The sequence below is a fragment of the Pseudomonas sp. H3_D04 genome, from assembly GCF_054669175.1.
Map to the genome: position 1 here is coordinate 1173109 of NZ_CP162801.1, position 26403 is coordinate 1199511.

Sequence of the window (26403 nt, forward strand, 5' to 3'; positions counted from 1 at the left end):
AATGAACCATGCTGCAACTGATCCTCGGCGGCGCCCGCTCCGGCAAAAGCCGACTGGCTGAAAAACTTGCGTTAGACAGTCACCTCCAAGTGACTTACATCGCCACCAGCCAACCGCTGGACGGTGAAATGAACGAACGGGTCGCCCATCACCGGGCCCGTCGTCCAGCCGAATGGGCGTTGATCGAAGAGCCAATCGAACTCGCCCGCGTATTGCGCGAAAGCGCCCGCGCCGAGCGTTGCCTGCTGGTGGATTGCCTGACCCTGTGGATGACCAATCTGCTGATGCTCGACGACGCCAAACGTCTCAACGTCGAACGCGAAGCCCTGTTGGACTGCCTGGCCTCCTTGCCGGGTGAAATCATTTTTGTCAGCAACGAGACCGGAATGGGTGTCGTGCCGCTGGGCGAATTGACTCGCCGCTATGTCGATGAAGCCGGTTGGCTGCATCAAGCCCTGGCCGAGCGCTGCCAACGAGTCGTCCTGACCGTCGCCGGCCTGCCCCTGACTTTGAAAGGAACCGCGTTATGACTCAATCCTGGTGGCTGAACCCGTGCAAGCCGATCGACGCGCAAGCCGTCGAGCAGGCGCAGGCACGTCAACAGCAACTGACCAAACCCGCTGGCTCCCTTGGCCGACTGGAATCGGTGGCCGTGCAAATGGCGGGGCTGCAAGGGCAGGTCAAACCGAGTCTCGATCAGCTGTGGATTGCCATTTTTGCCGGCGATCATGGTGTGGTTGCAGAAGGCGTGTCGGCGTTCCCTCAGGAAGTCACCGGGCAGATGCTGCACAACTTTGTCAGCGGCGGTGCAGCGATCAGCGTGTTGGCGCGCCAGCTCGGGGCTTCCCTCGAAGTGGTCGACCTCGGCACGGTAACGCCGTCGTTGAATCTGCCAGGCGTGCGTCACCTCAATATCGGCGCGGGCACCGCCAATTTCGTCGAAAGCCCGGCCATGACGGCTACTCAGGGCGAACTCGCCTTGCAGGCTGGTCGCGACAGCGTGCAACGTGCGGTCGCCAATGGCGCGCAGCTGTTCATCGGCGGCGAGATGGGCATCGGCAACACCACGGCGGCCAGCGCGCTGGCCTGTGCCTTGCTCGATTGCCCGGTGGTGCATCTGGCCGGGCCGGGCACCGGTTTGAACGCGGCGGGGGTCAGCCACAAAGCCCAAGTCATCGAGCGTGCCCTGGCATTACACGGTGCTCAGCGCGGTGATGCGTTGCAAACCCTGTTCAATATCGGCGGTTTTGAGATTGCGGCGCTGGTCGGCGCGTATCTGGCGTGCGCCCAGGAGGGCGTTGCGGTGCTGGTGGACGGCTTTATCTGCAGCGTCGCCGCGTTGGTGGCGGTGCGCTTGAACCCTGGCTGCCGCGAATGGCTGTTGTTCGGCCATCGCGGTGCCGAGCCGGGTCATCGTCATGTGCTGGAAACCCTCAATGCCGAGCCGCTGTTGGATCTGGGGCTGCGTCTGGGCGAGGGCAGTGGCGCCGCGTTGGCCGTGCCGTTGCTGCGTCTGGCCTGCGATCTTCACGGGCAGATGGCAACCTTCGCCGAAGCGGCGGTGGCGGATCGTCCGGCATGACGTTGCGACTGGATCTTCTGCGCCACGGGGAAACCGAACTCGGCGGCGGTTTGCGCGGCAGCCTCGACGATGCGCTGACCGACAAGGGCTGGGCGCAGATGCGCGCGGCGGTGGTCGAGCAAGGGCCATGGGAACGGTTGATCAGTTCGCCGCTGCAACGATGTGCGCGGTTTGCGCATGAGCTCGGTGCGCAGTTGGAATTGCCTGTGCACCTGGACAAGGATCTGCAAGAACTGCATTTCGGTGCCTGGGAAGGACAGAGCGCGGCGGCGCTGATGGAGACTGACGCCGAGGGGTTGGGGCTGTTCTGGGCCGATCCGTATGCCTTTACGCCGCCGGGAGGTGAGCCGGTCGAGGATTTCTCAACGCGGGTGCTGACGGCGGTAGCGCGTCTGCACGCGGCGTATGCGGGTGAACGGATCTTGCTGATCAGTCATGGCGGTGTCATGCGTTTGTTGCTGGCTCAGGCACGTGGTTTGCCCCGTGAGCAGTTGCTGAACGTCGAGGTCGGGCATGGCTCGCTGTTTTCGTTGAGCGTCGAGTCAGGCGACCTCCTCAAGGAAGCGATCTGACCATGCTGCCCTTCTGGATCGCCCTGCAATTTCTCAGCAGTTTGCCGATTCGTCTGCCGGGCATGCCGGCGCCTCAGGAACTGGGTCGGTCGCTGCTGTTTTATCCGCTGGTGGGGCTGCTGTTCGGCGCGCTGTTATGGGCACTGAACTGGCTGCTACTGGGCACGCCTTTGTTGCTTCACGCCGCGCTTCTGCTGAGCGCTTGGGTATTGCTCAGCGGCGCGTTGCACCTCGACGGTCTCGCCGATAGCGCCGATGCGTGGCTCGGGGGCTTCGGCGACCGCGAGCGCACGCTGACCATCATGAAAGACCCGCGCAGCGGACCGATTGCGGTGGTGACGCTGGTGTTGGTGTTGCTGCTCAAATTCGCCGCGTTGCTGGCATTGATCGAGCAGCAGCACAGTCTTTTTCTGATGATCGTTCCGCTGATTGGCCGCAGCGCGATGCTGGGTTTGTTCCTGACCACGCCGTATGTGCGTGCCGGCGGGTTGGGGCAGGCGCTGGCGGATCATTTGCCGCGTTTGGCGGGTAAGCGGGTGCTGGCAGTCAGCGCGTTGGCGTGTGTGCTGATCGCAGGGTTCAGTGGTGTCTGGGCGCTTGTGCTGGCGGGCGGGATGTTCGTTTGGTTGCGGCAGGTGATGCTGCGGCGATTGGGCGGGACGACGGGCGATACGGCCGGGGCGATGCTGGAATTGCTGGAGATGGTGGTGCTGGTGGGATGGGCGTTGGTCTGATGGTTTGTGGGCAGGATGTGCCGGCCTCATCGCGAGCAGGCTCGCTCCCACGTTGATGGCGTCTTGCATAAATTTAACGTCCACTGAAGATCCACTGTGGGAGCGAGCCTGCTCGCGAAGGCGGTCGACCAAGCACCTCGAATATTTATCAATGAACTCATCTGTAACTTGATTTAACACACTCGCGGGTATATACACGCACCATGCTCGATTCCCAATGTTTATGCATCAACCTGCGTCGCGCCGCCCGTGGCGTCAGCAGGCATTACGACGGCGCTCTCGATGGCTTCGGGATCAACGTTGCCCAGTATTCTTTGCTGTGTAATCTGCAGCGTCTGAATGAACCGAGTATTTCCACCCTGGCCGAAGCCATGGGGCTGGACCGCAGCACCTTGGGGCGCAATCTTCGGGTGCTGGAAGGTGAGGGCCTGGTGGCGCTGGTCGAGGGTGAGGACATGCGTAATCGCATCGTCCGGCTGACCGAGGCGGGCGCAGCTCGCCTGGCCGCGGCCTTGCCTGCGTGGGAGGCGGCGCAGCAGCGGCTGGTCGATCGTCTGGGCGCCGAAAAACGCGAAACCTTGTTGCGACTGCTGGACGAACTGGCGTGATGCCGGTTTTTCCGATCTTAAGCGGGTATATACCCGCTACCGGAGAATAAGAATGACCTCGATGTGGCGTACATGCGGTTGGGTGTTGGTGGGGAGTGCGCTGATCCTGGCATTGTCGTTGGGCGTGCGACACGGCTTCGGGCTGTTCCTGGCCCCGATGAGTGCCGAATTCGGCTGGGGGCGTGAGACGTTCGCTTTTGCCATCGCCCTGCAAAACCTGATCTGGGGTCTGGCGCAGCCGTTCACCGGCGCGCTGGCCGATCGCTTTGGCGCGGCGAAAGTGGTGTTCGTCGGCGGTGTGCTGTACGCGTTGGGCCTGGTGTTCATGGGCTTGTCCGACTCGGCGGTGACGTTGTCCCTGAGTGCGGGCCTGTTGATCGGCATCGGCCTGTCGGGCACTTCGTTCTCGGTGATCCTTGGCGTGGTCGGTCGCGCCGTGCCCCCGGAGAAACGCAGCATGGGCATGGGCCTCGCCAGCGCTGCCGGTTCTTTCGGTCAGTTCGCCATGTTGCCCGGTACGCTGGGGCTGATCGGCTGGCTGGGCTGGTCCGCGGCATTGCTGGTCCTGGGCCTGCTGGTAGCGCTGATTATCCCGCTGGTGAGCATGCTCAAGGACAAACCGCTGCCAGTGCTCGGCCATGAACAAACCCTCTCTGAAGCGCTGCGGGAAGCCTGCTCCCATTCGGGGTTCTGGCTGTTGGCGTTCGGCTTTTTTGTCTGCGGTTTCCAGGTGGTGTTCATCGGGGTGCATTTGCCGGCCTATCTGGTGGATCAGCACCTTCCGGCCACAGTGGGCACCACGGTGCTGGCGCTGATCGGGTTGTTCAATATCTTCGGCACCTACACCGCAGGATGGCTCGGCGGTCGCATGTCCAAGCCGCGCTTGCTCACCGGTCTGTACCTGCTGCGGGCGGTGGTGATTGCGCTGTTTCTGTGGGCGCCGGTGACCACGACCACCGCGTACCTGTTCGGCATGGCGATGGGCTTCCTGTGGTTGTCGACCGTGCCATTGACCAACGGCACCGTGGCGACCTTGTTTGGCGTGCGAAACCTGTCCATGCTCGGCGGGATTGTTTTCCTCTTCCACCAGCTCGGTTCGTTCCTCGGCGGCTGGTTGGGTGGCGTGGTGTATGACCGAACCGGGAGCTATGACTTGATCTGGCAAGTAGCGATTCTCTTGAGTCTGTTGGCCGCCGCCCTGAACTGGCCGGTGCGTGAGCAGCCGGTGGCGCGTCTGCAAACCCGGTTGAGTGCGATATGAACCGTCTCTGGCCGCGAGTGGCGGTGGTCGCTGTCGGTGCCTTGCTGCTGGCCTTGGCCTGGTGGGGCTGGCATCAGGGCGGATTGGCGCTGATGCAGTTGGGCATGGGCGCTTGCTAGGAACAGGCGAGGGCGAGTAACTTCGTTTGTGACCATTAATCAAGGATGCACCGACATGCTGATGCGCTGGATTGCAGTCCCCGCGTTGCTGGTGGCGTTTACCGGATTGGCACAAGCGGCCGAGTGCCCGGAGCTGTTGCAGGGCTCGTTGCCCAAGCTGCGCGCCAAGGAATCCATCGACCTGTGCCAGCGGTTTGAGGGTAAGCCGCTGGTGGTGGTCAATACCGCAAGCTTCTGTGGCTTTGCCCCACAGTTCAAAAGCCTTGAGGCTCTGAATCAGCGTTACAAGGATCAGGGGCTGGAGGTGATCGGCGTTCCGTCCAATGACTTCAAGCAGGAGTCCAAGGACGGCGCTGAGACCGCCAAGGTCTGCTACGTGAACTATGGGGTGACGTTCACCATGACCGAGCCGCAGAAAGTCCGCGGCGATGACGCGACTCACCTGTTCAAGGTCCTCGCCAAACAGACCAGCGCGCCGAAGTGGAATTTCTACAAATACGTGGTCGATCGCAAAGGCAAGGTGATCGCCAATTTCTCCAGCCTGACCAAACCCGACGATCCAGAGTTCATTGCCGCGGTGGAAAAAGCCCTCGCCTCGCAACCCTGATTGAACGCCCATGAAAAAGCCCCGCCTCTGTACAAGAGAGCGGGGCTTTTTTGATTCAGGCGGCGAGCGTTTCAGGCTCGCCGGGCTTCATCAGAAGCGGTAGGTCGCGCCTACGCCGAAACCATTCGCATAGTTTTCATACTTGGCGTTGTAGTTCTGGCCACGGTCGTTGCTGTTGGTGACCTTGACCGACTCTTCACGCAGGTACGAATACGCTACGTCGATGGTCAGGTCGTCGGTCGGGCTCCAGCCGGCGCCCACGCTGAAAATCTTGCGATCGCCCGTCGGGATGCGTGGGGAACGGTCGACGTTGTTGGTCGGCGCCTGGTCGAAGGACAGACCGGTACGCAATACCCATTGCTTGTTCAACTGGTAGGACGCGCCGATGGCGTGAGCCCAGGTGTCGTGCCAGTTCTGATCTTCGGTGATGGTCCCGAACTGACCGTTCAGGATGGCCGGAACACCTTTGTTATCGACGGTGATTTCTTTCAGGCGGCTCCAGCGCGTCCAGGTGCTGCCTGCGTACAGTGTCCACTGGTCGTCCAGCTTATGAGTCACCGAGAAGTCCACCGATTCAGGCGTAGTCAGGTCCAGCGAGGCGTCGTACTTCTGGCTTGGGTTCTGGCCGACCAGGCCCAGGACGTTGTAGTTGACCTTGGTGTCACCCTCGAGCTTGTACTTCACTTTCGAGTGGTAGGTCAGGCCGACGCGAGTGCTGTCGGTGGCTTGCACCAGAACACCGATGTTGTAGCCCAGTGCGGTGTCATCACCCTTGATCTTGACCTTGCCGTCCGGTGCGGCCTGGGTAATCGACAGGTTCGATTCCAGGGTGCCGTCGATGCGGTTGATGGTCGGGCCGAAACCGATGGAGACCTTGTCGTTGAAGGCGTAGCTGACAGTCGGTTGCAGGGTGACGATCTTGACTTCGCTCTTGCTGCCGAAGTAACGGCCGGCGAAGCCGTTCTCGTAGTCGGTCACCAGGCCGAATGGCGCGTACATGCCGATACCGAAAGCCCAGTGGTCGTCGATTGGCTTGACGTAGTAGCCCATAGGCACGGCGATGAACGGAACCATGTCGCCGTCGTTGCTGCCGCTGTTCGGGCTGGAGCTGGCGTGGCTGATGTCAGTGTGTGCGTCGAGAAATGCAGCGCCGCCGGTGACTTGTTCGCGCTTGAGGCGGGACATGCCGGCAGGGTTGCCAAAAATTGTGCTTGCGTCATCGGCAGAGGAAGATCGCCCGGCAAAACCTGTACCCATCCCGCTGATGCTCTGTTCGTTGATGGCGAAGCCACTTGCGAAAATCTGGGTGGATGCCAAGGTAACAGCGAGGCTAAGTGTGGTTTTGAGCATTACTTTTTTCATTATTAGAACTCCTGGTGATCACCGGGGCGAAAATTACCAACATTTTCGTCCCAGCGCTATAGGCTGTATGGCTTGAGTTAGAGCGGTTTTGTAGGACAATCCGACCAGATTCGCGTCCCGTTGCGGGATCTTTGGAAATCGGTGGATCAGCAGGCAACCTGATTCAGGGGTGAAACACAGGTTTGCCAGGCGTAGGTGAAATCGCGCAGGCGTCCTTGAGGCTGAAAAGTCTGGCGCCAGATTCGGGCCATTCCCAACAAGTCATCCGCGGCGGGGAGGGGAGTGTTCTGTTCTTCTACCAGCAGCCAGGCGATGGCAGTGGCGTAACGCAGGTTGACGATCAATTCCAGGTGAGGCCCGCTGAGAAAGGCATGCTGACTGGCGAGGCCGCGCACGAGGCTCGCGCGCTCCGGGTCCAACGCCAGGTAGTGATCCCAGAGAGCCTGGTGGCGGGGTTCGGCAATTCGGTACAGGCCGTGTCCACGGCGGTCATGCAGGGCGGAACCAAGGGCTGACTGGCTGGCGGCGATGCCCAGCAGAAGGGATTCGGCAGTTGCGCTATGGCGCCCGAGGTAAATCAATGTCGGACGGATCACATAACGGCACAGTTCGCTGGCAGCGATACCCATAAAGCCCTCGAAACATCAAATGGGCGGCGATACCTGAAGGGAGCGTTGGCAGCAGGTGGATCGACTCAGGCTCGCCGGAAGCGGATCAAGCCGCTTGAGTTGAAGTGTAGTGTCATATTCGCGCTGTAAAGGCCTGTTTTTAAAATATTTCCGGCTTCGAGTTATAACCGTTATATCGTTTGGAACTTAGTCGAAGGCTGCGCAATGAGAAATATCGGGCAATAAAAAGCCCCGCTTTTTGAGCAGGGCTTTTGAGGTTTTCAGTCTTTCTGGCGTATCAGGCAACCAGTGCCTGACGGGTACGCTCGATCACGGCCTGCAGCGGTTCTGCGCTGGAGTATTGATCGGGGTACAGGCGTTCGCTGTGACGAGCGATGCCGTGTTCGTTGACCAGGGTGAAGCTGAAGCAGCCTTTGCGAGCGGCCATGATCAGGCAGTTCATTGGAGCAAAAGCGTTGGTTAGGGTGCGGATTGCATCCTGAGTGTGGATTTGAGTAGTCATGATTGGGTGTTCCTACAAGCGACACGGATAAGAGCCGTGCAAAATTAAAACGTTCCAGTGACGACGACCACCATTGGTCGAGCGAAGAACCCGACTGGAACAAAGCAGCCAGTTTGAAGCGCTGATAATTGGCGCGCTTGGGCTGGCAGGTAGGTACTTAGGAGGGCAGGCAACACATCAAGGGCAAAGGTTCTGGGCCCGGGGTGAAGATCCTGATCAATTTGCAGGCTGGTTCGGTCAGAGTAAGTGAGCTTCGCAACACCCTTTGCATTCGATTCAAAGGCAGTGTTGGCGCAAGGTTTACCTGGAAACCATCGAGGTGGTCGATCCCGCTTGTTCGGTAGAGGCTTCCGTTGGGAAGGCTGACCGGGAGGATTTGTTCGACCAGAATTGACTTTCAGCTTGGTACTAACGCCGCGGATAGTAACGAATTGAATGGGCGAAGGGAAGCGTCAAAGCAAAATAATTGCCACGCCCTGCTGACACGCTGGGTAATGGGCCCATTTCCGACCATTGGTCGTCGCTCGGGCAAACGCCTGGGACAAGGGTTTGCCAAGGTTATCCCCAGAAAATGCCTACAAAACGCTCCGAAAAAACCCATCGATATAACTGCCGCGAAGGAACTTGTGCACATAAGTTGCGCAGACTGTAACCGGACTGTCATCCACGCCACGACCCCAGTGGGTGCCTGTATTGAAAATTTAAGTCAATGAAAAACATCGCTTTTTTTTACTGGTGAAAAAATCGTCAGTTTGACTGCGAGCCCCATTCCACAGGGCTTTGCGCGAGTTCAAGGGCGGTTGTCCACTGAGTTATCCACAGCTTCTGTGGATTGTCCCGAGCGCTTGCTCTAGGACGGGCGTGCCGGGTTTTTTTAGGCTTTACCTGTAAGAAAAAAAGAGTAGAGTGGCGCGCCTTCCGATCTGCCCCACAGTGCTTTATGAAGTTTCGCTCCGTATCAGTTTCTGCTACCTCAACACCTCCCAGTGTTACCCCTCCCAAACGCTTTTCGATGCGCGTGGCGGAGTGGCTACTCGATAGCCCGCGCCTGGGTGAAAACACCAACGTCAAACATTTCGCCGGACGCTTGCTCAAACAGCCTGCCCGTGAAGGCGTGGTGGCCGCGCAAAGTCGTCTCGGCCAGCTGATGTGCCGCGAATGCGGCAATGCCCGTGATCGCCGCATTGGCCAGGATCTGTTGCGCCAGGCGGCGCGGGCAGGGGACCGGCGTGCTCAACAGGAACTGGGCCTGGTCGAAGACTGAGCTGTCCAAGTCCTGACGCCTTGGTTACCCTTCAAGCTTTATCTCATCGGCAGGAGTCGCTATGGCTATGGACTTGACCAGCATTTTGCTGGGTCTGGCGGGTGCCGCACTGCCCTTGCTGGTACTGGCCTGGCAAATCCAGCGTCGGGCGAGCGTGGGGCAAGCCGAGGTGGCTTTGCTGGAAGAGCGTCTGGCCATGTCGCTACTGGCGCAGGACGGCTTGAACGCTCAGCTCGAAGCCTGCCGCGATGAAATCGGTGATCTTGGCCAGGCCAACGCCGCCAAGCAGGCAGAGCTGGCCGCCATGCGCCGCGAAATCGAACTGCTACAGATAGAGCGCGACGATGCCCGCGATGCGGCTCACGCCTGGAACATCGAGCGCGCCGGCAAAGAAGCCGAACTGCGGCGTCTGGACTCTCAAGCGGCCTCGCTCCAGGCCGAGCTGCGTGAGCAGCAGGACAGCCATCAACAACGCCTCAACGACCTGCAAGGCTCACGAGACGAACTGCGAGCACAGTTCGCCGAACTGGCGGGCAAGATCTTCGACGAGCGCGAGCAGCGTTTCGCCGAAACCAGCCAGCAGCGCCTGGGCCAGTTGCTCGATCCTTTGAAAGAACGCATTCAGTCTTTCGAAAAGCGCGTTGAGGAAAGCTATCAGGCCGAGGCCCGTGAACGGTTTTCCCTGGCCAAAGAGCTGGAACGCCTGCAGCAACTGAACCTGCGCCTGAGCGACGAAGCCACCAACCTCACTCGTGCGTTGAAAGGGCAGAAAACCCAAGGCAACTGGGGCGAGTTGATTCTTGAGCGCGTGCTTGAACACGCCGGGCTGGAAAAGGGTCGCGAGTACCAGACTCAGGTCACTCTCAAGGGGCCGGACGGTGAGCGTTTCCAGCCGGACGTGATCATTTATCTTCCGGGCGACAAGCAGGTGGTGGTCGATTCCAAGGTCAGCCTCACGGCCTATCAGCAATACGTGTCGGCCGACGACGATGCCATCGGCCAGATCGCCATCAAGCAGCACGTGCTGTCGCTGCGCAATCACGTCAAAGGCCTGTCAGGTAAGGATTACAAGCGACTCGACGGCTTGCACAGCCTGGATTTCGTCTTGCTTTTCGTGCCGATCGAAGCGGCGTTCTCCGCTGCGTTGCAGGCTGAGCCGACGCTGTTCCAGGAAGCCTTCGACCGCAACATCGTCATCGTCAGTCCGACCACGTTGCTGGCGACCCTGCGGGTCATCGACAGCCTGTGGAAGCAAGAGCGCCAGAGCCAGAACGCCCGGGAAATTGCCGAGCGCGCCGGGTGGCTGTACGACAAGTTCGTGTTGTTCATCCAGGACCTGGATGAAGTCGGCAATCGCTTGCAGCAACTGGACAAGGCCTACAGCTCAGCGCGCAACAAGCTGACAGAAGGGCGCGGCAACCTGGTCAGTCGCAGTGAGCAGTTGAAGCTGCTGGGAGCGCGCGCCAGCAAGAGCTTGCCGGCTGATCTGCTGGAGCGAGCGATGACCGACGTCGATGGCTTGGCCGAGTTGCCTGAATAGCTGAAAGCATCGCAAGCAGGCTCGCCCCCACAGGGTTTTGTATGTCCACTCGATGTAGGCAACAACACCGATCCACCGTGGGAGCGAGCCTGCTCGCGAAGGTGTCGGTTCAATCACTACGGGATTAAAACCTGTCCTTACAACGGCAAATGCCGGCTCAACAACGCCCGCAACGCCGCCGGTTTCACCGGTTTGGCCAAGTACTCCAGGCCCGCCGCATGCACCTGGGCCACCGTCTCCGGCCGGCCATCGGCACTGATCACCACCCCCGGCACCGGTTCACCCAGTTGGGTGCGCAACCACGCCATCAACTCGGTCCCGGTCTCGCCATGGTCCAGGTGGTAATCCACCAGCGCCAATTGCGGGCGTACACCGTCCTTCAGCAGCGCCGCACATTCTTCGCGGTTGCGTGCGGTCCAGACCTGGCAACCCCAGCGTGTCAGCAGGCTGTTCATGCCGATCAGGATGCTGTCTTCGTTATCGATACACAGCACCTGCGCGCCGCTCAGCACATTGCCATTGAGCTCGCTGACCTGGGTTGGCGCGACGACTTGAGCCCGCGCCAGCGGCACGCTGACGCTGAACACACTGCCGCGCCCCGGCCAGGACCTTACACGCAAAGTGTGACCCAAAACGCGACACAGCCCGTCGGCAATCGCCAGCCCCAGTCCCAGGCCTTTCTCCGCGCGCGTCTGGTGGCTGTCGAGGCGTTTGAATTCTTCGAAAATCACTAGCTGCTTGTCTTCAGGGATTCCCGGTCCACGGTCCCACACCTCCAGGCACAACTCGCCCTTGCGCCGCCGGACGCCGAGCAGCACGGGCCCCTTGGCGTAGCGGAACGCGTTGGTCAGGAAATTCTGCAGGATCCGACGCAGCAGTTTGATGTCGCTGTCGATCCGTAATGTGCTGCCCCGAACACGGAATTTCAGCCCTTGTTCCTGAGCCAGAGCCTTGAACTCGGCACCGAGCGCATCGAACAACTCGTTGAGCACGAAGGGTTTGGGGTCCGGGTTGATCTTGCCGTTCTCCAAGCGGGAAATATCCAGAAGATCGCTGATCAGGTCCTCGGCCGAGCGCAACGAGCTGTCGAGGTGATGCACCAGTTTCTGCGCCTCGCTGGACAGACCGTCCTCTTGATGGGAAAGCGCGGCGGAGAACAGGCGTGCGGCATTCAGCGGTTGCATCAAGTCATGGCTGACCGCCGCCAAAAAGCGGGTTTTCGACTGGTTGGCCGATTCGGCGGTGCCCTTGGCTTCGGTCAAGGCCACGTTCAGTTGGGACAGTTCGTGGGTCCGCGCGGTGACCCGCTGCTCCAGGCCTTCGTTGGCTTCGGTCAGCGCCTGCTCGGCCTCACGGAACGCGGTGATGTCCGTGAAACTCATGACGAAACCGCCGCCGGGCATCGGGTTGCCGATCAGCTCGATCACACGCCCGTTGGGAAACAGTCTTTCAGAGGTGTGGGCGCGGCCCTGACGCATCCAGTGCAGGCGGCGGGCGACGTGCACTTCGGCTTCACCGGGGCCGCACAGTCCGCGCTCGGCGTTGTAGCGAATGATGTCGGCAATCGGGCGGCCAAGCCTGATCAGCCCGTCGGGGTAATTGAACAGTTCCAGATAACGCCGGTTCCAGGCCACCAGTTTCAGCGACTGGTCGACCACGCTGATGCCTTGGGTGATGTTTTCGATGGCGCCTTGCAACAGGGCGCGGTTGAACTGCAACACTTCCGAGGCTTCGTCGGCGATCCGCACGACATCCTCCAGTTGCATTTCCCGACCTTCGATGGCGGCCTTGACTACCGCTCGCGTCGAAGAAGCGCCGAGTACACCCGCCAGCAAGCGTTCGGTGTGGGCGATCCATTCACCGTCGGCGTTCTGGTTCGGGTTGAAGCCTTTGCCTTGGCGGTAGGCAAAACGGATGAAGCTCTGCCGCGCCCGTTCTTCACCGACGAAGCGTGCGGCCAGTTGCAGCAAGTCGTCGATCTGCACTGCGAGCATCGAGCGGGCGCTGGGGCGCGCGCTGATTTCCTGACCGATGAAACGACCGGCCTGCCAGTGTTCCGACACCCTCGTGCGTGACAGCACCGACACCCAGGCGAACAGCGTGAAGTTGGCCGCCAGCGACAGTACGACGCCTTGGGTCAGCGGGGTGAGCGGCAGGTTCAGCGGGTTGCTGTGCAACCAGGCCAGCCCCGGGAAACTGTTCAAGGACAAACCGAGGCTGTGGGCCGCGATCGGCAGAATCAGGGTGTAGAACCAGAGGAATGTCCCGGCGGCGAGACCGGCGAACACGCCCCGGCGGTTAGCCTGTTTCCAGTACAGCGCGCCGAGCATGGCCGGGGCCAGTTGGGTCACTGCGGCGAAGGCGATCTGGCCGATGGTCGCCAGGCTCGCTGTGGAGCCGAGCAGGCGATAACTGACGTAAGCCAGCAAAAGAATCACCACGATGCTGACCCGGCGCACCGACAGCATCCACTGGCGGAACACTTCGAACGGTCGCTCGGCGTTGTTTCGGCGCAGCAGCCACGGCAGCAACATGTCGTTGGAAACCATGGTCGACAGCGCCACGCTGGCGACAATCACCATGCCGGTCGCCGCCGAGGCGCCACCGATAAAGGCCAGCATCGCCAGAGCCGGATGGGCTTGGGCCAGTGGCAGGCTGATGACGAAAGAGTCCGGGAGGACCGAGCTGGGCAGCAGCATCTGGCCGGCGAGGGCGATAGGCACGACAAACAGCGCTGCCAGCGCCAGGTAGGCAGGGAACACCCATTTCGCCAGGCGCAAATCCTGAGGGTCGATGTTTTCCACCACCGTCACGTGGAACTGCCGGGGCAGGCAGATGATCGCCATCATGGCCACGCCGGTCTGCACCACCATCGACGGCCAGTTAATGGTTTCCTTCCAGTACGCCTCCAGGCGCGGGGCGAGCATGGCCTGGTTGAACAGGTCGTCGAATCCGTCGTACAGGCCATAAGTCACGAACGCGCCGACCGCGAGAAACGCGAACAGCTTGACCAGCGATTCAAAGGCAATCGCCAGCACCATGCCACGGTGGTGTTCCGTGGCGTCGAGGTTGCGGGTACCGAAGACAATGGTGAACAGCGCCAGCACCAGCGACACGATCAGCGCCGTGTCCTGGGCGCGGGTGCCCATGGCGTCGGCACCGGCGCCGATAAGCAGGTTCACCCCGAGAACGATGCCCTTGAGTTGCAGTGCAATGTAGGGCAACACGCCCACCAGGCAGATCAGCGCCACCACCACCGCCAGCGATTGGGATTTGCCATAGCGGGCGGCAATGAAGTCGGCGATGGAGGTGATGTTCTCCTGCTTGCTGATCATCACCATTTTTTGCAGGACCCACGGCGCGCAGACCAGCAGCAGGATCGGCCCGAGGTAGATTGGCAGGAATGACCAGAGTTGCTCGGCGGCCTGGCCGACGGCGCCAAAGAAGGTCCAGCTGGTGCAATAGACCGCCAGCGACAGGCTGTATACCCAGGCGCGCACTCGCGGCGGCAACGGTGTGCTGCGACGGTCGCCGTAAAAGGCGATGGCGAACATGATGGCCATATAGGCCAGGGCGACGGCGGCGATCAGCCCGCTGGACAGCGACATGGGAACTCCCGACAAAAGACACCCGGGACTCCCGCCCGGTCAGACAGTCTCGCACGATGGCCGGGGATAGTCAGTGTCGACCAAGGTCGTGGCGTGGTGGGGTGTCGCAGGGTGTTTGTCAGTTGGATTTTTAGTGTTTGTGCTGGCCTCTTCGCAGGCAAGTCGGGTCGCCGCATCTCACGCTCCTACAGGTTATGTGTCGTTTACATAATCTGCGAACGACAAAAAAGCCTGTAGGAGCGTGAGATGCGGCGAACCGATTTGCCCGCGAAAGCGGCCTCACTGATTCAAAGCAATCTCGATCAACTGATGCAACTCCTCAACCTCCAGCGCCGCCGCTGAAAACAGGATACGAAACACCGTCGGTGCCGCCACCAGGTTGATCAATCGATCAACACTCGGCTTCGGCTGATCCGGGTAACGGTCCAGAATCGTCTGCAACTGCCCGCCAATGATCGTCGTGCAATAGACCGGTGTGAGGCTGCATTGCACGTCGCGAAGCATGTTGCGGCCAGGCTCGGAACTCATCTCGTCCAGGTATTGCTCGGCCCAGGCTCGCACGTCACCGCGCAGGCTGCCGGTATTGGCGGGTTCGCTGTCGGGTTGCATGCGCGCCAGCGCGACGTCTGCCAGCAACACCGACAAATCGCCCCAGCGCCGATAAATGGTCGACGGCGTCACTCCCGCGCGCGCAGCAATTTGCGGGACGGTCACGGTCGAGCGGTCCTGCTCTTCAAGCAGGGCGCGGACAGCCGAATGAATCGACTCTTGCACCCGGGCGCTTCGACCGCCCGGGCGTAAACCTTCTTTAATAGCCATACGGCGGACCTTAACACAAAGAATTTGCTTTAAGCGCGGGCCAGTAGCACACTCCGCAAAAGCAACAAATTAGCTTTTGCGGAGTGTGCGCATGTCCAGCTCGATATCAAACCGTTCCAGCCTGTGGTTCCTGGCGATCACTTTACTGAGTTTTCTCGCCGCTTCCACTGCACCAACGCCCCTGTACCACTTGTATCAGGAACACCTGCAATTTTCGGCGGCGACCCTGACCCTGATCTTCGGCGTCTACGCCATCAGCTTGCTCGCTGCACTGCTGACTGTCGGTTCGCTCTCGGATTACCTGGGACGCAAACCGGTGATTTTCACCGCTGTGGCGCTGAACATGCTGGCCATGCTGCTTTTTATCAATGCCGACAGCGTCGCCTGGTTGATCAGTGCCCGGGTGCTTCAGGGTTTTGCTACCGGGATGGCCACGGCTGCGTTGGGCGCCGCGCTGCTCGACACGGATCGCCAGCAAGGTCCGCTGGTCAATAGCGTCGCTCCGCTGCTCGGTATGGCGTTAGGTGCCATGGGTTGTGGTTTGTTGGCCGAGTTTGCGCCGCTGCCACTGCAATTGACTTTCTGGGTGCTGCTCGCAATGTTCGGGTTGCAAGCGCTGTACGTCTGGCGTCTGCCGGAAAGTGTCAGTGCGCAACGTGGCGCATTGGCGTCGCTGCGCCCGACTCTGCATGTGCCCATCCAGGCAAGGCGTGCGTTGTGGCTGGTGTTGCCGATCAACACCGCCGCCTGGGCGCTCGGCGGTTTTTACGCATCCCTCGCTCCATCCCTGGTGCGGACGGCCACCGGATCGACTTCCAATCTGATTGGCGGTGCGACAGTCGCCGTGCTGACCGTCACCGGCGCGCTGATGATCTACACCTTGCGCAGTCGCCCGGCCGACAAAGTCTTGCGGGTCGGCGCGAGCATTCTGCCCGTCGGTGTGGCGCTGATTTTACTGGCGGTTCACAGCGCCAGCCTGCCGTTGTTTTTCATCGGGACGCTGGTCGCCGGATGCGGTTTTGGCGCAAGTTTTCTCGGCGCGTTGCGCAGTGTCGTGCCGTTAGCCTTGCCTCATGAACGGGCCGGGTTGATGTCGGCTTTTTATGTGCTCAGTTATCTGGCGTTCTGCCTGCCATCGTTGCTGGCGGGGAATCTGACGCGGGCTTTTGGGCTGGTGACCACGACTGATGGTTATGGCGCGGTGCTGATTATCCTGGCGGTCAGTGCTCTGCCCGCGTTGATGCGTCAACAGCCTGCCAAAGTCTGTGGCGCCGATGCTCGATGACCGCTAGCCTTGGCGTCGCCACCCATTTCAACGGACCACCCGATGAAGATCATCCGCAGCAAATCCTTCACTGCTGACCGCGCCTGGGGCGCCTTGGATATCGCCAACATGAACGGCATCACCACCCGTTTGCACTGGACCGATCAGCCGTATAAATGGCACGTCAACGATGGGCAGGAAGTGTTCGTCGTGCTCGATGGCCAAGTGCAGATGCGCTATCGCGAAGACGGCGTTGAAAAGGACACGCTGCTCGACATCGGCGACATTTTCTACGCCTCGGTGGGCACCGAACACGTTGCCCATCCACAAGGTGCGGCGCGGATCCTGGTGATCGAGACGGAAGGTAGCGTCTGACGCATATCTACAAAACAGATAACTGTTAGAGATATTACCCGTTATATAGATATTCGATTCGGATCTACCATGGATTCCACCTCACAAGAGGAGAGGAATTCACCATGACATGCCCCAACAGCAGCACCCTCGGTTCAAGACCGTTCAGCCATTTGCAGCACCCGCTTGAGGCGATTCGCCAATTCACGCCCAACTGGTTCGCCGCGACCATGGGCACGGGCGTGCTGGCATTGGCACTGGCGCAATTGCCCGTCGCCATGCCCGGACTGAAGGCGGTGGCCGAAGGTCTCTGGCTGCTCAATATCTGCTTGTTCGTATTATTCACCGCCGCGTACACGGCACGCTGGGTGCTGTTCTTCGATGAGGCTCGGCGGATCTTCGGTCACTCCACGGTCTCGATGTTCTTCGGCACCATCCCCATGGGGTTGGCGACCATCATCAATGGCTTCCTGGTGTTCGGCTTGCCGCGCTGGGGCGATGGAGTGATTCATGTCGCCGAGGTGCTGTGGTGGCTTGATGTGGTCATGTCGCTGGCCTGCGGTGTGCTGATTCCCTACATGATGTTCACCCGTCAGGAGCACAGCATCGACCAGATGACAGCGGTCTGGCTGTTGCCTGTGGTCGCGGCGGAAGTGGCGGCCGCCAGTGGGGGCCTGTTGGCACCGCACTTGACCGATGCCCATTCGCAACTGGTCGTGCTGACAACCAGCTACGTGCTGTGGGGCTTTTCCCTGCTGGTGGCGTTCAGCATTCTGACCATTCTGTTGCTGCGCATGGCGCTGCATAAACTGCCGCACGAAAACATGGCCGCCTCCAGCTGGCTGGCGCTGGGGCCGATCGGCACCGGGGCGTTGGGCATGTTGCTGCTGGGCGCCGATGCGCCGGCCATCTTTGCGGCCAACGGCCTGCCGGGTATCGGTGAGATTGCAGCCGGGTTGGGCCTGGTGGCCGGGATCACACTGTGGGGCTTCGGCTTCTGGTGGATGCTGATGGCGGTGCTGATCACCGTGCGTTACCTGCGCGACGGTATCCCGTTCAACCTGGGCTGGTGGGGCTTCACCTTCCCGCTGGGCGTCTATTCTCTGACGACGTTGAAACTGGGCAGCACCTTGAACCTGGCGTTTTTCAATGTCTTTGGCTGCGTGCTGGTGGCGATGCTGGCGGTGATGTGGCTGATTGTCTCCAAACGCACAGTGCAGGGCGCGTGGCGGGGTGAGTTGTTTGTCTCGCCGTGCATTGCAGGATTAAAGAAATAAGCCGCAAAGATTAGGTAATGTGTGGCCTGGATCGACGTTCGACATTCCAATAGCAAATCGCCAAGCCACTCTTTACCCAATCTCAGGGACCCATGGAAGATGAGCCACCCCTCACAGTTCACCTTGCTTCGCACCCGGCGCTTCCTGCCGTTCTTTGTCACGCAGTCCCTCGGGGCGTTCAACGACAACATCTTCAAGCAGTCGTTGATCCTCGCCATTCTGTACAAGCTGACCATCGACGGTGACCGTTCGATCTGGGTCAACCTGTGCGCGTTGCTGTTTATCCTGCCGTTCTTTCTGTTCTCGGCGCTGGCCGGCCAGTTCGGGGAAAAGTTCGCCAAGGACGCGCTGATTCGACTGATCAAGCTCGGGGAAATCGCCATCATGGCGGTCGGCGCCGTGGGTTTCCTGTTCGATCACCTGTCGCTGATGCTGGTGGCGCTGTTTGCCATGGGCACGCACTCGGCGCTGTTCGGGCCGGTGAAATATTCGATCCTGCCCCAGGCCCTGCGTGAAGAAGAGTTGGTGGGCGGCAACGGGCTGGTGGAAATGGGCACGTTCCTGGCGATCCTCGCCGGGACTATCGGCGCCGGGATCATGATGTCGTCCAGTCATTACGCGCCCATCGTGTCCACCGCGATCATCGCTGTCGCGGTGCTCGGCTACCTGGCCAGTCGCAGCATTCCCCGGGCAGCGGCCTCGTCGCCGCAAATGCGCCTGAACTGGAACATCTTCAGCCAATCCTGGGCCACCTTGAAACTGGGCCTGGGGCAGACGCCTGCGGTATCGCGTTCCATCGTCGGCAACTCGTGGTTCTGGTTTGTCGGGGCGATTTATCTGACGCAGATCCCGGCCTATGCCAAGGAATGGATGCACGGCGACGAGACCGTGGTGACGCTGATTCTGACGGTGTTCTCGGTGGGCATCGCCCTCGGTTCGATGCTCTGCGAGAAACTCTCCGGACGCAAAGTCGAGATTGGCCTGGTGCCGTTCGGCTCGTTTGGCCTGACGGTCTTTGGCTTGCTGCTGTGGTGGCATTCCGGCGGTATCCCAGACAGCGTTGCCGGCCACGGCTGGATCGAAATCCTTGGTTTTGGTCACGCCTGGCTGGTGCTGATCGACATTCTGGGTCTGGGGATTTTCGGCGGTTTCTACATTGTGCCGCTGTATGCGCTGATTCAGTCGCGCACCCCCGAAAACGAGCGGGCGCGGGTGATTGCCGCCAACAACATTCTCAACGCACTGTTCATGGTGGTGTCGGCGATTGTCTCGATCGTGCTCCTGAGCATGGTCGAGCTGTCGATTCCGCAGCTGTTTCTGGTGGTGTCGCTGCTGAACATCGGCGTCAACGCCTACATCTTCAGCATCGTGCCTGAGTTCACCATGCGTTTCCTGATCTGGCTGCTCAGCCATTCGATGTACCGCGTGGAGCATCGAAATCTCGATTTGATCCCGGATGAAGGCGCGGCATTACTGGTCTGCAACCATGTTTCGTTTGTGGATGCGTTGCTGATTGGCGGTGCGGTGCGTCGGCCGATTCGCTTTGTCATGTACTACAAGATCTACAACCTGCCGGTGCTGAACTTTATCTTTCGCACGGCGGGGACGATTCCGATTGCGGGGCGCCAGGAAGACATTCAAATCTACGAAAAAGCCTTCACGCGTATCGCTCAATACCTGAAGGACGGTGAACTGGTGTGCATCTTCCCGGAAGGCAAGTTGACCGCTGACGGGGAGATGAGTGAGTTCAAGGGCGGGCTGGTGCGCATTCTCGAAGAGACGCCGGTGCCGGTGATTCCACTGGCGTTGCAAGGGTTGTGGGGGAGTTTCTTCAGCCGCGACCCGGGCAAGGGCTTGTTTCGTCGGTTGTGGTCGCGGGTGACGTTGGTGGCGGGGCCGGCGGTGGCGGTTGAGGCGGCGGAGCCGGCGACGTTGCAGGCGATGGTCGGGGATTTGCGTGGGGCCGTTAGATAGTCGGTGACTGTGAGGGCCTCTTCGCGGGCAAGCCTCGCTCCTGCGGGGTTTGCGGCATATCCATCATTCGGGATGCGCCAGAAACCCTGCAGGAAAGAGGCTCGCCCGCGAAGGCGATCTAAAGGTCAGGCGCTGACCTTCAGCCCAATCAACCCGGCAATAATCAACGCCACACTGGCCAGCCTGAACAGCGCCATGGATTCACCAAACAAAATGATCCCGGCGATCACCGTGCCCACCGCACCCACACCGGTCCAGATCGCATAGGCCGTGCCCAGCGGCAATTCCTTCATGGCAAGGCCCAGCAAGCCAAGGCTGATCGCCATGGCGGCAACGGTCAATGCGGTGGGGAGAGGGCGGCTGAAACCGTCGGTGTATTTCAGGCCGACGGCCCAGCCGACTTCGAACAGGCCGGCGAAAAACAGAATGATCCAGGACATGAAAGACCTCCATCGATTGACGGGGTCGTCCCCAGATTAATGACTCGATCGAGCCGCGAGGTCGTCCTCGCGTTGCGCCATAGAGTGCCCATCATTAACCCGGGGATCAAGTTTGCGGATTACTCGGCCGCTTGCTGAACCGCGGTTTCCCGGTCTTGTTTTTCGCTCATGCGACGGAAATACGTCGAGAGCAACGCCCCCGAAATGTTGTGCCAGACGCTGAACAACGCGCTAGGCACCGCCGCCAGTGGCGAGAAGTGCGCACTGGCCAACGCAGCACCGAGGCCGGAGTTCTGCATGCCGACTTCCAGTGCCAGGGATTTGCGTTGGGCCAGCGGCAACTTGAACAGGCGCCCGGTGAAGTAACCCAGCAGATAACCGAAGCTGTTGTGCAGCATCACCACAGCCATGATCAGCAGGCCGGACTCGGCAATCTTCGCCTGGCTGGCGGCCACGACGGCGGAGACGATGATCACGATGCTCACCACCGAAATCAGGGGCAATACTTCCACCGCATGACGCACCCGGCTGCCGAGCAAACGCTGGGCAACCACACCCAGCACGATCGGCAACAGCACCACTTGCAGGATCGACCAGAACAGCTCCATGAAGGACACCGGCAGCCACGCCGAGGCCAGCAGCCAGATCAGCGCCGGGGTCAGCAGCGGAGCGAGGAGGGTGGTGACGGCGGCGATGGCCACCGACAGTGCCAGGTCGCCGCGCGCCAGCCAGGTCATCACGTTCGACGAGGTGCCGCTTGGGCAGCAGCCGACCAGGATCACGCCGACGGCGATTTCCGGTGGCAGGTGAAACGCCTGGCAGAGCAACCACGCCACGCCGGGCATGATCACGAAATGTGCAACCACGCCCAGCGCCACGCGCCACGGATGGCGAGCGACTTCGGCGAAGTCTTCGAGTTTGAGTGTCAGGCCCATGCCGAACATCACCAGGCCCAGCAGCGGCACGATCGCGCCTTTCAGGCCGATAAACCACGTCGGCTGCAAGAACGCCACGACCGCGAAAATCAGTACCCAGTAAGCGAAGGTGTTGCCGACAAAACGACTCAATGCAGCGAGGGCGCGCATGGCCTGATCCTTATTATTAAGTAACACCACAAAAACCAATGTGGGAGCGAGCCTGCTCGCGAATGCGGTGTATCAGTCGACATAAATGCCGACTGTCACAACGCCTTCGCGAGCAGGCTCGCTCCCACAGTGATATCACACGCTTTTAGATCCCTTGCGGAAGCTCTTCACCGCCCAACGCTTCAACCAGCGCCGGCAGGAAGTCGCCGAAGGTCAGCATCATCAAGGTGAAGCTGGCGTCCAGCTGGCCGAGGGCTTCTTCGCCGCCGTCCTGCTCTGCCTGGTCTTGCAGCAGGTCTTCGAACTTCAGGCGCTTGACCACCATCTTGTCGTCGAGGACGAAAGACAGCTTGTCTTGCCAGGCCAGCGACAGCTGAGTCACCACTTTGCCGGTGCTCAAGTGCAGCTGGATTTCTTCGCTGGTCAGGTCCTGACGCTTGCAACGCACGATGCCACCGTCTTCGTGGGTGTCGCGCAGTTCGCACTCGTCCAGCACAAAGAAGTCGTCCGCGGCTTTCTGGGTGGTGACCCACTCGGTCATGGTCGCGGTCGGCGACATTTTAACGGTCAGCGGACGTACCGGCAGTGTGCCGATCACTTCGCGCAGGGTCGACAGCAGGTCTTCGGCGCGTTTCGGGCTGGCCGAGTTGACCAGGATCAGGCCTTGTTTCGGCGCGATAGCAGCGAAGGTCGACGAGCGACGGATAAAGGCACGCGGCAGGAACGCCTGGATGATTTCATCCTTGATCTGGTCGCGTTCCTTTTTATAGACCTTGCGCATTTGTTCGGCTTCGATCTCTTCGACCTTTTCCTTCACGGCGTCACGCACGACGCTGCCCGGCAAGATGCGCTCTTCCTTACGGGCGGAGATCAGCAGGAAGTCGCCGCTGACGTGCACCAGGGGGGCATCTTCGCCTTTGCCGAAGGGCGCGACGAAACCATAGGTGGTCAACTCCTGGCTTGCACATGAACGCGCCAGTTTGGTGGCCAGTGCAGTTTCCAACGCCTCGGCATCAAAAGGCAGATCTTGGGTCAGGCGATAGATAAGCAGGTTTTTGAACCACATGGGGCGAGTCTCTCCTTTATACAAAGGGGGGCATTATTCTCTTAGCGAAGCCATAGGCCAACCCTTCTCTAAGCCTTTGGAAGGCCTGCAAAAATTATTGTAAAAAGTGCTTGCCAGAGGTTGGGTCGCTCCGTAGAATGCGCGCCACACCGAAAGTGAAGGGTGATTAGCTCAGCTGGGAGAGCGTCTGCCTTACAAGCAGAATGTCGGCGGTTCGATCCCGTCATCACCCACCATTCGCTTTAGTGTTACGCGCAGCGGTAGTTCAGTCGGTTAGAATACCGGCCTGTCACGCCGGGGGTCGCGGGTTCGAGTCCCGTCCGCTGCGCCATATTCGGTAACCTGGAATGCTGAACGCCAGGTCACCACGGAAAAGCCCGCTCAATGCGGGTTTTTTTCTGTCTGTTGTTCCTGCGGAATGTGTTGTTTCACCGGTTTTCAGATTTTTTTGAAGATTTATTCAATTAAATCAACACTTTACGAAAATCTGTGGCACAATGCGCCCCGCAACGAAGGTAAAGGGTGATTAGCTCAGCTGGGAGAGCGTCTGCCTTACAAGCAGAATGTCGGCGGTTCGATCCCGTCATCACCCACCACTTACTTTCAACGCTACGCGCAGCGGTAGTTCAGTCGGTTAGAATACCGGCCTGTCACGCCGGGGGTCGCGGGTTCGAGTCCCGTCCGCTGCGCCATATTCGGTAATCTGGAACGCTGAACGCCAGGTCACCACACAGAAAGCCCGCTTTATGCGGGCTTTTTGCTGTCCGGGATTTGGCTTTATTGCTCGGCGTTGCGGCTGTGTCGGTAATCGCTGATCGCTTCGTACACCGCCTTGCGCAGACGGTTGATCCCGCCAATCGGGCGATGAGCCTCAAGCCCGAACCACGGGTTGAACGACTTGTTATCGCATTGCACGTTTAGCGCTGGCGTGTCGAAGTCCTGGGCGGGCAGCCTGATCCGTGCCACGGTTTCGAACGGCGCATCCTTTTCCTTCCATTGGATACTCGTGTCCTCGATCGGCATGTACTTGCCCGGATCCTGGCGCTGGATCTGCAAGACAAAGCACGCGGGCACCCGATCCGTCGACAACTGCTGATTCAGCGCATTGCGTAAAAAATTCGGCAGCTTCTGGTTCTGCGCCGGCAACGTGTAGGCCGGGCAACTGTCAGGGTCGGGCGTCACCCGAAACTTCGCATTGGCGTTACCGAACTTGTAGGGCGAGACCGAAAAGTACGTCGTCTGTGTCGGACTTTCCGGCGCAGGGGAGAGTGTCGCCAAAGCGATAAACAGATGACGGACCTGCCATGTGCGCGGATCCCATCCGGGGAAAAACGCCATCAGCTTCTTGCCATCGGCCTGGGCGGCCACGTTCTGACGGTATTCGGCGACATCGCTGACGAAGAAATTCGGGTGGCTGAACATCACAAAGTCCTGTTCGCCACGGCTTTGTTGATCGGTGAGCAGTTGTTTGCCGGGCACGTCGTGCAACTTGATCGCCATGCCCCGGGCATCGCGAATACTGTCGAACTGTGGATAGGCATTGCCGTTGGACAGCCGCATCGTCGCTTGCCAGGTTTTGCCGGGTTCGCTGAATACGCCCTGACGCAGTGCTTGCGTCAGATCCGGCAGGACCTGGACTTCGGCCTTCACGCAGCCATGGGCCTTGGCGTGCGCATCACGCAGGTAGCGGGTGCTTTCCCGGTGCTGATCGACGATGCGCACGGCCGTCTGGATGATGTCCTGAGTCATCGCCGCTTCGCCATTCGGGATCAGTTCTTCAGCGGATACCGGTCCACTGTGCTGCCAGGCAAACCACGCCGTGGCCAGCGCCCAGCCGAGCACTCCCAGGCCCAGTACCCACAACAGGGTTTTGCCGAGAAAGGCGCCCAACCACATCCACAGTCTGCTCATGGCAATTGTGCCTCCAACGGGCCGCCCAACACTTTCAGATACTCCAGCAGCGCCCAGCGCTCCTGCGGTTGCAGCAGGCGACCGATGACGCCGTTACCCAACTTGCCAGCACGGAATTCGTGGCCACTGTTGTGATTGCCGGTGATGCGCGTGTCGAACTTGAAGCCATTGGTAAAGGCCTCGGTGCGATAGCCCAGGTGCCTGGGGTCGTACTCGAACGTGCCTTTGAAGAAGGTCGTTGCGCGTTCATCCTGGGGCGAGAGCAGTTGATAGAGGCTTGGCACCGAACCGTTGTGCAGAAACGGCGCCGTCGCCCAGACGCCGGCCAACGGACGGGCCTTGTAGGCGCGCAATTCACGCACGCCAATCGGCAGGCCGAAGCCATCCATCTCCGGACGCTCGGCCTCGGGGATTTTCGCCTCGCGATAAGCACGGTTTCCGACGAAAGCGGTGACGTAAGCCAGGCCTTTGGCTGACGAGAGTTTGCTCATGTCCAGCGGTTCGGCGGGCGGCGGCTGCAACTGCACATCCAGTTTCGCCAGCTCCGCCGGGTCCCATTGCAAGGCGCTGAGGTCGAAACGATGGTCGGCGATGTTATTGGCCGCGCCCGGGTCTGTGCCGATGTAATCCACCGGCAGCATTTTCAGGTGTTGCACCCAGCGCCCGTTGGTCTGGACCGATCGAGGCACGTGGCAACCGGCGCAGTTTTCGCTGAACAATTCGCGACCTTTGACGGCCAGAGGCTTATCGACAGCGCCGAGCAGCGCTTCGGGCCAGGCCGGTGGTTTGAGTCGTTGCAGGGTTTGTTCGATCTGGTGCAAGTCGCGCAAGCGGACACTCGACGGATAGCGCTCGTCACCTTTGAGCGGCTGGCCATTGGCGTCGAAGAAATCCAGGGTGGCACCGACGCCCAGCGCTTCGCCGATGTTGCGGGCCATCGGTTGCTGCGCCGAACCGTTCCATTGCACCCAGTCAAAGGTCCACATGTCCCACAGTTGCGGGTAGTCCACCGGCGCATCCGCCACGCGGTAATTATCAGGTGAAATCGCATCGCCGAAGCTGGCATTGGCAATGCGCCCGAAAGCGTCGGTGCGGCCGGGGCCTTCCTCGGTCGGATAGAGCCCGCGATGGGTATCGTTCCAGGCCACTTTCACGAACGTATTGAGGGAAGCTTTGAAGTCCTGGCGCAACTGTTGGCGGTGGGTGTCGTAGTCCTCGCCCAGCACGTTGCGGGCGAAACGTTCGAATTTCCACGGGTTGTAATAAGTCGAGACCAGGCTGGCGACAAGTGCTTGTCCGAAACTGCCACCGCGTAGTGTAGGAACACTGGAAGGCAGGACATGCTGCGCCGAACCGCCGTCGATCCGCACGGCCTGGCCATTGAAACGCAATTCACCGGTGTGGCAGGCGGCGCAGGTGATGTCGAGGAACTCGTCCTGGCTGCCGGGGTTTTGATGGCGGGCAAACCCCACGGGCAAGTTGGCAGGGTTGTTCGGTGTGGGTTTCTGCTCGGGGTCGATCAGGAAACCAAAGCGTGCGAGGTATTCCGGGGCGGCGAAGCGTTGTTCCGAGAAGGGCAGTTCGAGTTCCTTGAACCAGTCATAGCGCAAGCCTTTGACCTGAGTGCCCTGGGGGGTGAAGTAGTAAGTCTGGCGGTCGGCGGCGCTCCACTGTTCGAGGTAATGCACCTGTTGTGCGGGGGACCAGGTCGGCAATTTCGGGTTGGCGACGTAGTACAGCACCACGGCGAGGCCCAGCCCCAGCAGCACAGCGAACAACACCAGCAGGCGGAATAAGAGGCGCAAGATAAACATCCTTGTCGATT

24 protein-coding genes and 4 tRNA genes are annotated in these 26403 nt (G+C 60.2%); 18 read left to right on the forward strand and 10 right to left on the reverse strand.

The genetic code is table 11. The features are described from left to right. Positions 1-8 precede the first annotated feature (8 nt). The 8 genes from cobU (at position 9) to AB4N91_RS05675 (ending at position 5483) form a co-directional block, all read left to right on the forward strand. Complete coding sequence (gene cobU, locus AB4N91_RS05640) at positions 9-530, forward strand: bifunctional adenosylcobinamide kinase/adenosylcobinamide-phosphate guanylyltransferase (protein ID WP_083376021.1); 522 nt, start codon at positions 9-11, stop codon at positions 528-530. Continuing rightward, the gene (gene cobT, locus AB4N91_RS05645; RefSeq protein WP_102595113.1) at positions 527-1582 is read left to right on the forward strand and encodes a nicotinate-nucleotide--dimethylbenzimidazole phosphoribosyltransferase; all 1056 of its coding nucleotides are present in this window, start codon (positions 527-529) and stop codon (positions 1580-1582) included. Before cobU ends, cobT begins: the two co-directional genes overlap by 4 nt. Next, on the forward strand, positions 1579-2154 hold the full coding sequence (cobC, locus tag AB4N91_RS05650; RefSeq protein WP_169856681.1) for an alpha-ribazole phosphatase family protein: 576 nt from the start codon (positions 1579-1581) through the stop codon (positions 2152-2154). The genes cobT and cobC overlap by 4 nt, the downstream gene beginning before the upstream one ends. 2 nt (positions 2155-2156) lie before the next feature. Further along, complete coding sequence (locus AB4N91_RS05655; RefSeq protein ID WP_169856683.1) at positions 2157-2888, forward strand: adenosylcobinamide-GDP ribazoletransferase; 732 nt, start codon at positions 2157-2159, stop codon at positions 2886-2888. A gap of 203 nt (positions 2889-3091) precedes the next feature. Continuing rightward, positions 3092-3496 (forward strand): MarR family winged helix-turn-helix transcriptional regulator, encoded by a 405-nt coding sequence (locus tag AB4N91_RS05660; protein WP_010456776.1) that lies wholly within the window; start codon positions 3092-3094, stop codon positions 3494-3496. Between the two features lie 52 nt (positions 3497-3548). Further along, positions 3549-4757: an MFS transporter gene (locus AB4N91_RS05665; protein WP_077749795.1), complete on the forward strand. Its 1209-nt coding sequence runs from the start codon at positions 3549-3551 to the stop codon at positions 4755-4757. Continuing rightward, a complete protein-coding gene (locus AB4N91_RS05670; protein ID WP_010456772.1) occupies positions 4754-4876 on the forward strand; it encodes a hypothetical protein in 123 nt (40 codons plus the stop codon). The genes AB4N91_RS05665 and AB4N91_RS05670 overlap by 4 nt, the downstream gene beginning before the upstream one ends. Positions 4877-4931: 55 nt before the next feature. Further along, positions 4932-5483: a glutathione peroxidase gene (locus tag AB4N91_RS05675; protein WP_010456770.1), complete on the forward strand. Its 552-nt coding sequence runs from the start codon at positions 4932-4934 to the stop codon at positions 5481-5483. A gap of 90 nt (positions 5484-5573) precedes the next feature. On the opposite strand, the gene AB4N91_RS05680 is transcribed toward AB4N91_RS05675, so the two are convergent. From AB4N91_RS05680 to AB4N91_RS05690, 3 genes are all read right to left on the reverse strand, one after another. Continuing rightward, the gene (locus tag AB4N91_RS05680; RefSeq protein ID WP_077749796.1) at positions 5574-6845 is read right to left on the reverse strand and encodes an OmpP1/FadL family transporter; all 1272 of its coding nucleotides are present in this window, start codon (positions 6843-6845) and stop codon (positions 5574-5576) included. 146 nt (positions 6846-6991) lie between these two features. After that, positions 6992-7474, reverse strand: a complete 483-nt coding sequence (locus AB4N91_RS05685) for a hypothetical protein (protein WP_010456766.1) — start codon at positions 7472-7474, stop codon at positions 6992-6994. A 277-nt stretch (positions 7475-7751) separates the two neighbouring features. Next, on the reverse strand, positions 7752-7976 hold the full coding sequence (locus AB4N91_RS05690) for a hypothetical protein (RefSeq protein ID WP_008031832.1): 225 nt from the start codon (positions 7974-7976) through the stop codon (positions 7752-7754). Positions 7977-8916: 940 nt separating this feature from the next. On the opposite strand from AB4N91_RS05690, the gene AB4N91_RS05695 reads away from it, so the two are divergent. Then, positions 8917-9240, forward strand: a complete 324-nt coding sequence (locus AB4N91_RS05695; RefSeq protein ID WP_077749798.1) for an SEL1-like repeat protein — start codon at positions 8917-8919, stop codon at positions 9238-9240. 175 nt (positions 9241-9415) lie between these two features. Continuing rightward, on the forward strand, positions 9416-10780 hold the full coding sequence (locus tag AB4N91_RS05700; RefSeq protein ID WP_169857066.1) for a DNA recombination protein RmuC: 1365 nt from the start codon (positions 9416-9418) through the stop codon (positions 10778-10780). A 137-nt stretch (positions 10781-10917) separates the two neighbouring features. On the opposite strand, the gene AB4N91_RS05705 is transcribed toward AB4N91_RS05700, so the two are convergent. Together AB4N91_RS05705 and AB4N91_RS05710 are read right to left on the reverse strand one after the other, a co-directional pair. After that, entirely contained in the window at positions 10918-14388 is a 3471-nt protein-coding gene (locus AB4N91_RS05705) for a hybrid sensor histidine kinase/response regulator (protein WP_460112169.1), read from the reverse strand. Between the two features lie 279 nt (positions 14389-14667). Further along, positions 14668-15207, reverse strand: a complete 540-nt coding sequence (locus AB4N91_RS05710) for a TetR/AcrR family transcriptional regulator (protein WP_010456762.1) — start codon at positions 15205-15207, stop codon at positions 14668-14670. A gap of 91 nt (positions 15208-15298) precedes the next feature. On the opposite strand from AB4N91_RS05710, the gene AB4N91_RS05715 reads away from it, so the two are divergent. The 4 genes from AB4N91_RS05715 to AB4N91_RS05730 all read left to right on the forward strand — a co-directional run bounded on the left by AB4N91_RS05715 (position 15299) and on the right by AB4N91_RS05730 (position 20076). Beyond that, entirely contained in the window at positions 15299-16492 is a 1194-nt protein-coding gene (locus AB4N91_RS05715; protein WP_427700889.1) for an MFS transporter, read from the forward strand. A gap of 42 nt (positions 16493-16534) precedes the next feature. Next, positions 16535-16846 carry a cupin domain-containing protein gene (locus tag AB4N91_RS05720; RefSeq protein ID WP_010456760.1) on the forward strand — a complete coding sequence of 104 codons (312 nt, stop codon included), beginning with the start codon at positions 16535-16537 and terminating at the stop codon, positions 16844-16846. A gap of 104 nt (positions 16847-16950) precedes the next feature. Next, a complete protein-coding gene (locus AB4N91_RS05725; RefSeq protein WP_460112170.1) occupies positions 16951-18102 on the forward strand; it encodes a TDT family transporter in 1152 nt (383 codons plus the stop codon). A gap of 99 nt (positions 18103-18201) precedes the next feature. Further along, positions 18202-20076, forward strand: coding sequence for an MFS transporter (locus AB4N91_RS05730; RefSeq protein ID WP_010456758.1), 1875 nt, complete (start codon positions 18202-18204; stop codon positions 20074-20076). Positions 20077-20201: 125 nt separating this feature from the next. On the opposite strand, the gene sugE is transcribed toward AB4N91_RS05730, so the two are convergent. From sugE to rdgC, 3 genes are all read right to left on the reverse strand, one after another. Then, a complete protein-coding gene (sugE, locus tag AB4N91_RS05735) occupies positions 20202-20516 on the reverse strand; it encodes a quaternary ammonium compound efflux SMR transporter SugE (protein WP_010456757.1) in 315 nt (104 codons plus the stop codon). Positions 20517-20635: 119 nt separating this feature from the next. Beyond that, positions 20636-21601, reverse strand: coding sequence for a bile acid:sodium symporter family protein (locus AB4N91_RS05740; protein ID WP_460112171.1), 966 nt, complete (start codon positions 21599-21601; stop codon positions 20636-20638). Positions 21602-21746: 145 nt separating this feature from the next. Beyond that, positions 21747-22667 carry a recombination-associated protein RdgC gene (gene rdgC / locus AB4N91_RS05745; RefSeq protein WP_077749804.1) on the reverse strand — a complete coding sequence of 307 codons (921 nt, stop codon included), beginning with the start codon at positions 22665-22667 and terminating at the stop codon, positions 21747-21749. 160 nt (positions 22668-22827) lie between these two features. On the opposite strand from rdgC, the gene AB4N91_RS05750 reads away from it, so the two are divergent. The 4 genes from AB4N91_RS05750 to AB4N91_RS05765 all read left to right on the forward strand — a co-directional run bounded on the left by AB4N91_RS05750 (position 22828) and on the right by AB4N91_RS05765 (position 23359). Further along, positions 22828-22903: transfer RNA gene (locus tag AB4N91_RS05750), tRNA-Val, on the forward strand. Between the two features lie 18 nt (positions 22904-22921). Next, positions 22922-22998 (forward strand) — tRNA-Asp (locus tag AB4N91_RS05755). Positions 22999-23187: 189 nt separating this feature from the next. Next, positions 23188-23263, forward strand: a tRNA-Val gene (locus AB4N91_RS05760). A 19-nt stretch (positions 23264-23282) separates the two neighbouring features. Then, a tRNA-Asp gene (locus tag AB4N91_RS05765) sits at positions 23283-23359 on the forward strand. 85 nt (positions 23360-23444) lie between these two features. Here AB4N91_RS05765 and AB4N91_RS05770 read toward each other — a convergent pair. Together AB4N91_RS05770 and AB4N91_RS05775 are read right to left on the reverse strand one after the other, a co-directional pair. Further along, positions 23445-24578, reverse strand: a complete 1134-nt coding sequence (locus AB4N91_RS05770) for a catalase family protein (RefSeq protein WP_460112172.1) — start codon at positions 24576-24578, stop codon at positions 23445-23447. Continuing rightward, a complete protein-coding gene (locus tag AB4N91_RS05775) occupies positions 24575-26383 on the reverse strand; it encodes a di-heme-cytochrome C peroxidase (RefSeq protein ID WP_460112173.1) in 1809 nt (602 codons plus the stop codon). The genes AB4N91_RS05770 and AB4N91_RS05775 overlap by 4 nt, the downstream gene beginning before the upstream one ends. Between the last annotated feature and the right edge of the window lie 20 nt (positions 26384-26403).

Excerpts from the sequence above, each read along its gene's own strand:
- AB4N91_RS05695 (WP_077749798.1), top strand. The coding sequence starts at position 8,917 with ATGAAGTTTCGCTCCGTATCAGTTTCTGCTACCTCAACACCTCCCAGT.
- AB4N91_RS05705 (WP_460112169.1), bottom strand. The coding sequence starts at position 14,388 with ATGTCGCTGTCCAGCGGGCTGATCGCCGCCGTCGCCCTGGCCTATATG.
- cobT (WP_102595113.1), top strand. The coding sequence starts at position 527 with ATGACTCAATCCTGGTGGCTGAACCCGTGCAAGCCGATCGACGCGCAA.
- cobU (WP_083376021.1), top strand. The coding sequence starts at position 9 with ATGCTGCAACTGATCCTCGGCGGCGCCCGCTCCGGCAAAAGCCGACTG.
- AB4N91_RS05710 (WP_010456762.1), bottom strand. The coding sequence starts at position 15,207 with ATGGCTATTAAAGAAGGTTTACGCCCGGGCGGTCGAAGCGCCCGGGTG.
- AB4N91_RS05725 (WP_460112170.1), top strand. The coding sequence starts at position 16,951 with ATGACATGCCCCAACAGCAGCACCCTCGGTTCAAGACCGTTCAGCCAT.
- AB4N91_RS05680 (WP_077749796.1), bottom strand. The coding sequence starts at position 6,845 with ATGAAAAAAGTAATGCTCAAAACCACACTTAGCCTCGCTGTTACCTTG.
- AB4N91_RS05770 (WP_460112172.1), bottom strand. The coding sequence starts at position 24,578 with ATGAGCAGACTGTGGATGTGGTTGGGCGCCTTTCTCGGCAAAACCCTG.
- rdgC (WP_077749804.1), bottom strand. The coding sequence starts at position 22,667 with ATGTGGTTCAAAAACCTGCTTATCTATCGCCTGACCCAAGATCTGCCT.
- AB4N91_RS05670 (WP_010456772.1), top strand. The coding sequence starts at position 4,754 with ATGAACCGTCTCTGGCCGCGAGTGGCGGTGGTCGCTGTCGGTGCCTTG.
- AB4N91_RS05690 (WP_008031832.1), bottom strand. The coding sequence starts at position 7,976 with ATGACTACTCAAATCCACACTCAGGATGCAATCCGCACCCTAACCAAC.
- sugE (WP_010456757.1), bottom strand. The coding sequence starts at position 20,516 with ATGTCCTGGATCATTCTGTTTTTCGCCGGCCTGTTCGAAGTCGGCTGG.
- cobC (WP_169856681.1), top strand. The coding sequence starts at position 1,579 with ATGACGTTGCGACTGGATCTTCTGCGCCACGGGGAAACCGAACTCGGC.
- AB4N91_RS05730 (WP_010456758.1), top strand. The coding sequence starts at position 18,202 with ATGAGCCACCCCTCACAGTTCACCTTGCTTCGCACCCGGCGCTTCCTG.
- AB4N91_RS05685 (WP_010456766.1), bottom strand. The coding sequence starts at position 7,474 with ATGGGTATCGCTGCCAGCGAACTGTGCCGTTATGTGATCCGTCCGACA.
- AB4N91_RS05740 (WP_460112171.1), bottom strand. The coding sequence starts at position 21,601 with ATGCGCGCCCTCGCTGCATTGAGTCGTTTTGTCGGCAACACCTTCGCT.
- AB4N91_RS05675 (WP_010456770.1), top strand. The coding sequence starts at position 4,932 with ATGCTGATGCGCTGGATTGCAGTCCCCGCGTTGCTGGTGGCGTTTACC.
- AB4N91_RS05720 (WP_010456760.1), top strand. The coding sequence starts at position 16,535 with ATGAAGATCATCCGCAGCAAATCCTTCACTGCTGACCGCGCCTGGGGC.
- AB4N91_RS05655 (WP_169856683.1), top strand. The coding sequence starts at position 2,157 with ATGCTGCCCTTCTGGATCGCCCTGCAATTTCTCAGCAGTTTGCCGATT.
- AB4N91_RS05660 (WP_010456776.1), top strand. The coding sequence starts at position 3,092 with ATGCTCGATTCCCAATGTTTATGCATCAACCTGCGTCGCGCCGCCCGT.
- AB4N91_RS05715 (WP_427700889.1), top strand. The coding sequence starts at position 15,299 with ATGTCCAGCTCGATATCAAACCGTTCCAGCCTGTGGTTCCTGGCGATC.
- AB4N91_RS05665 (WP_077749795.1), top strand. The coding sequence starts at position 3,549 with ATGACCTCGATGTGGCGTACATGCGGTTGGGTGTTGGTGGGGAGTGCG.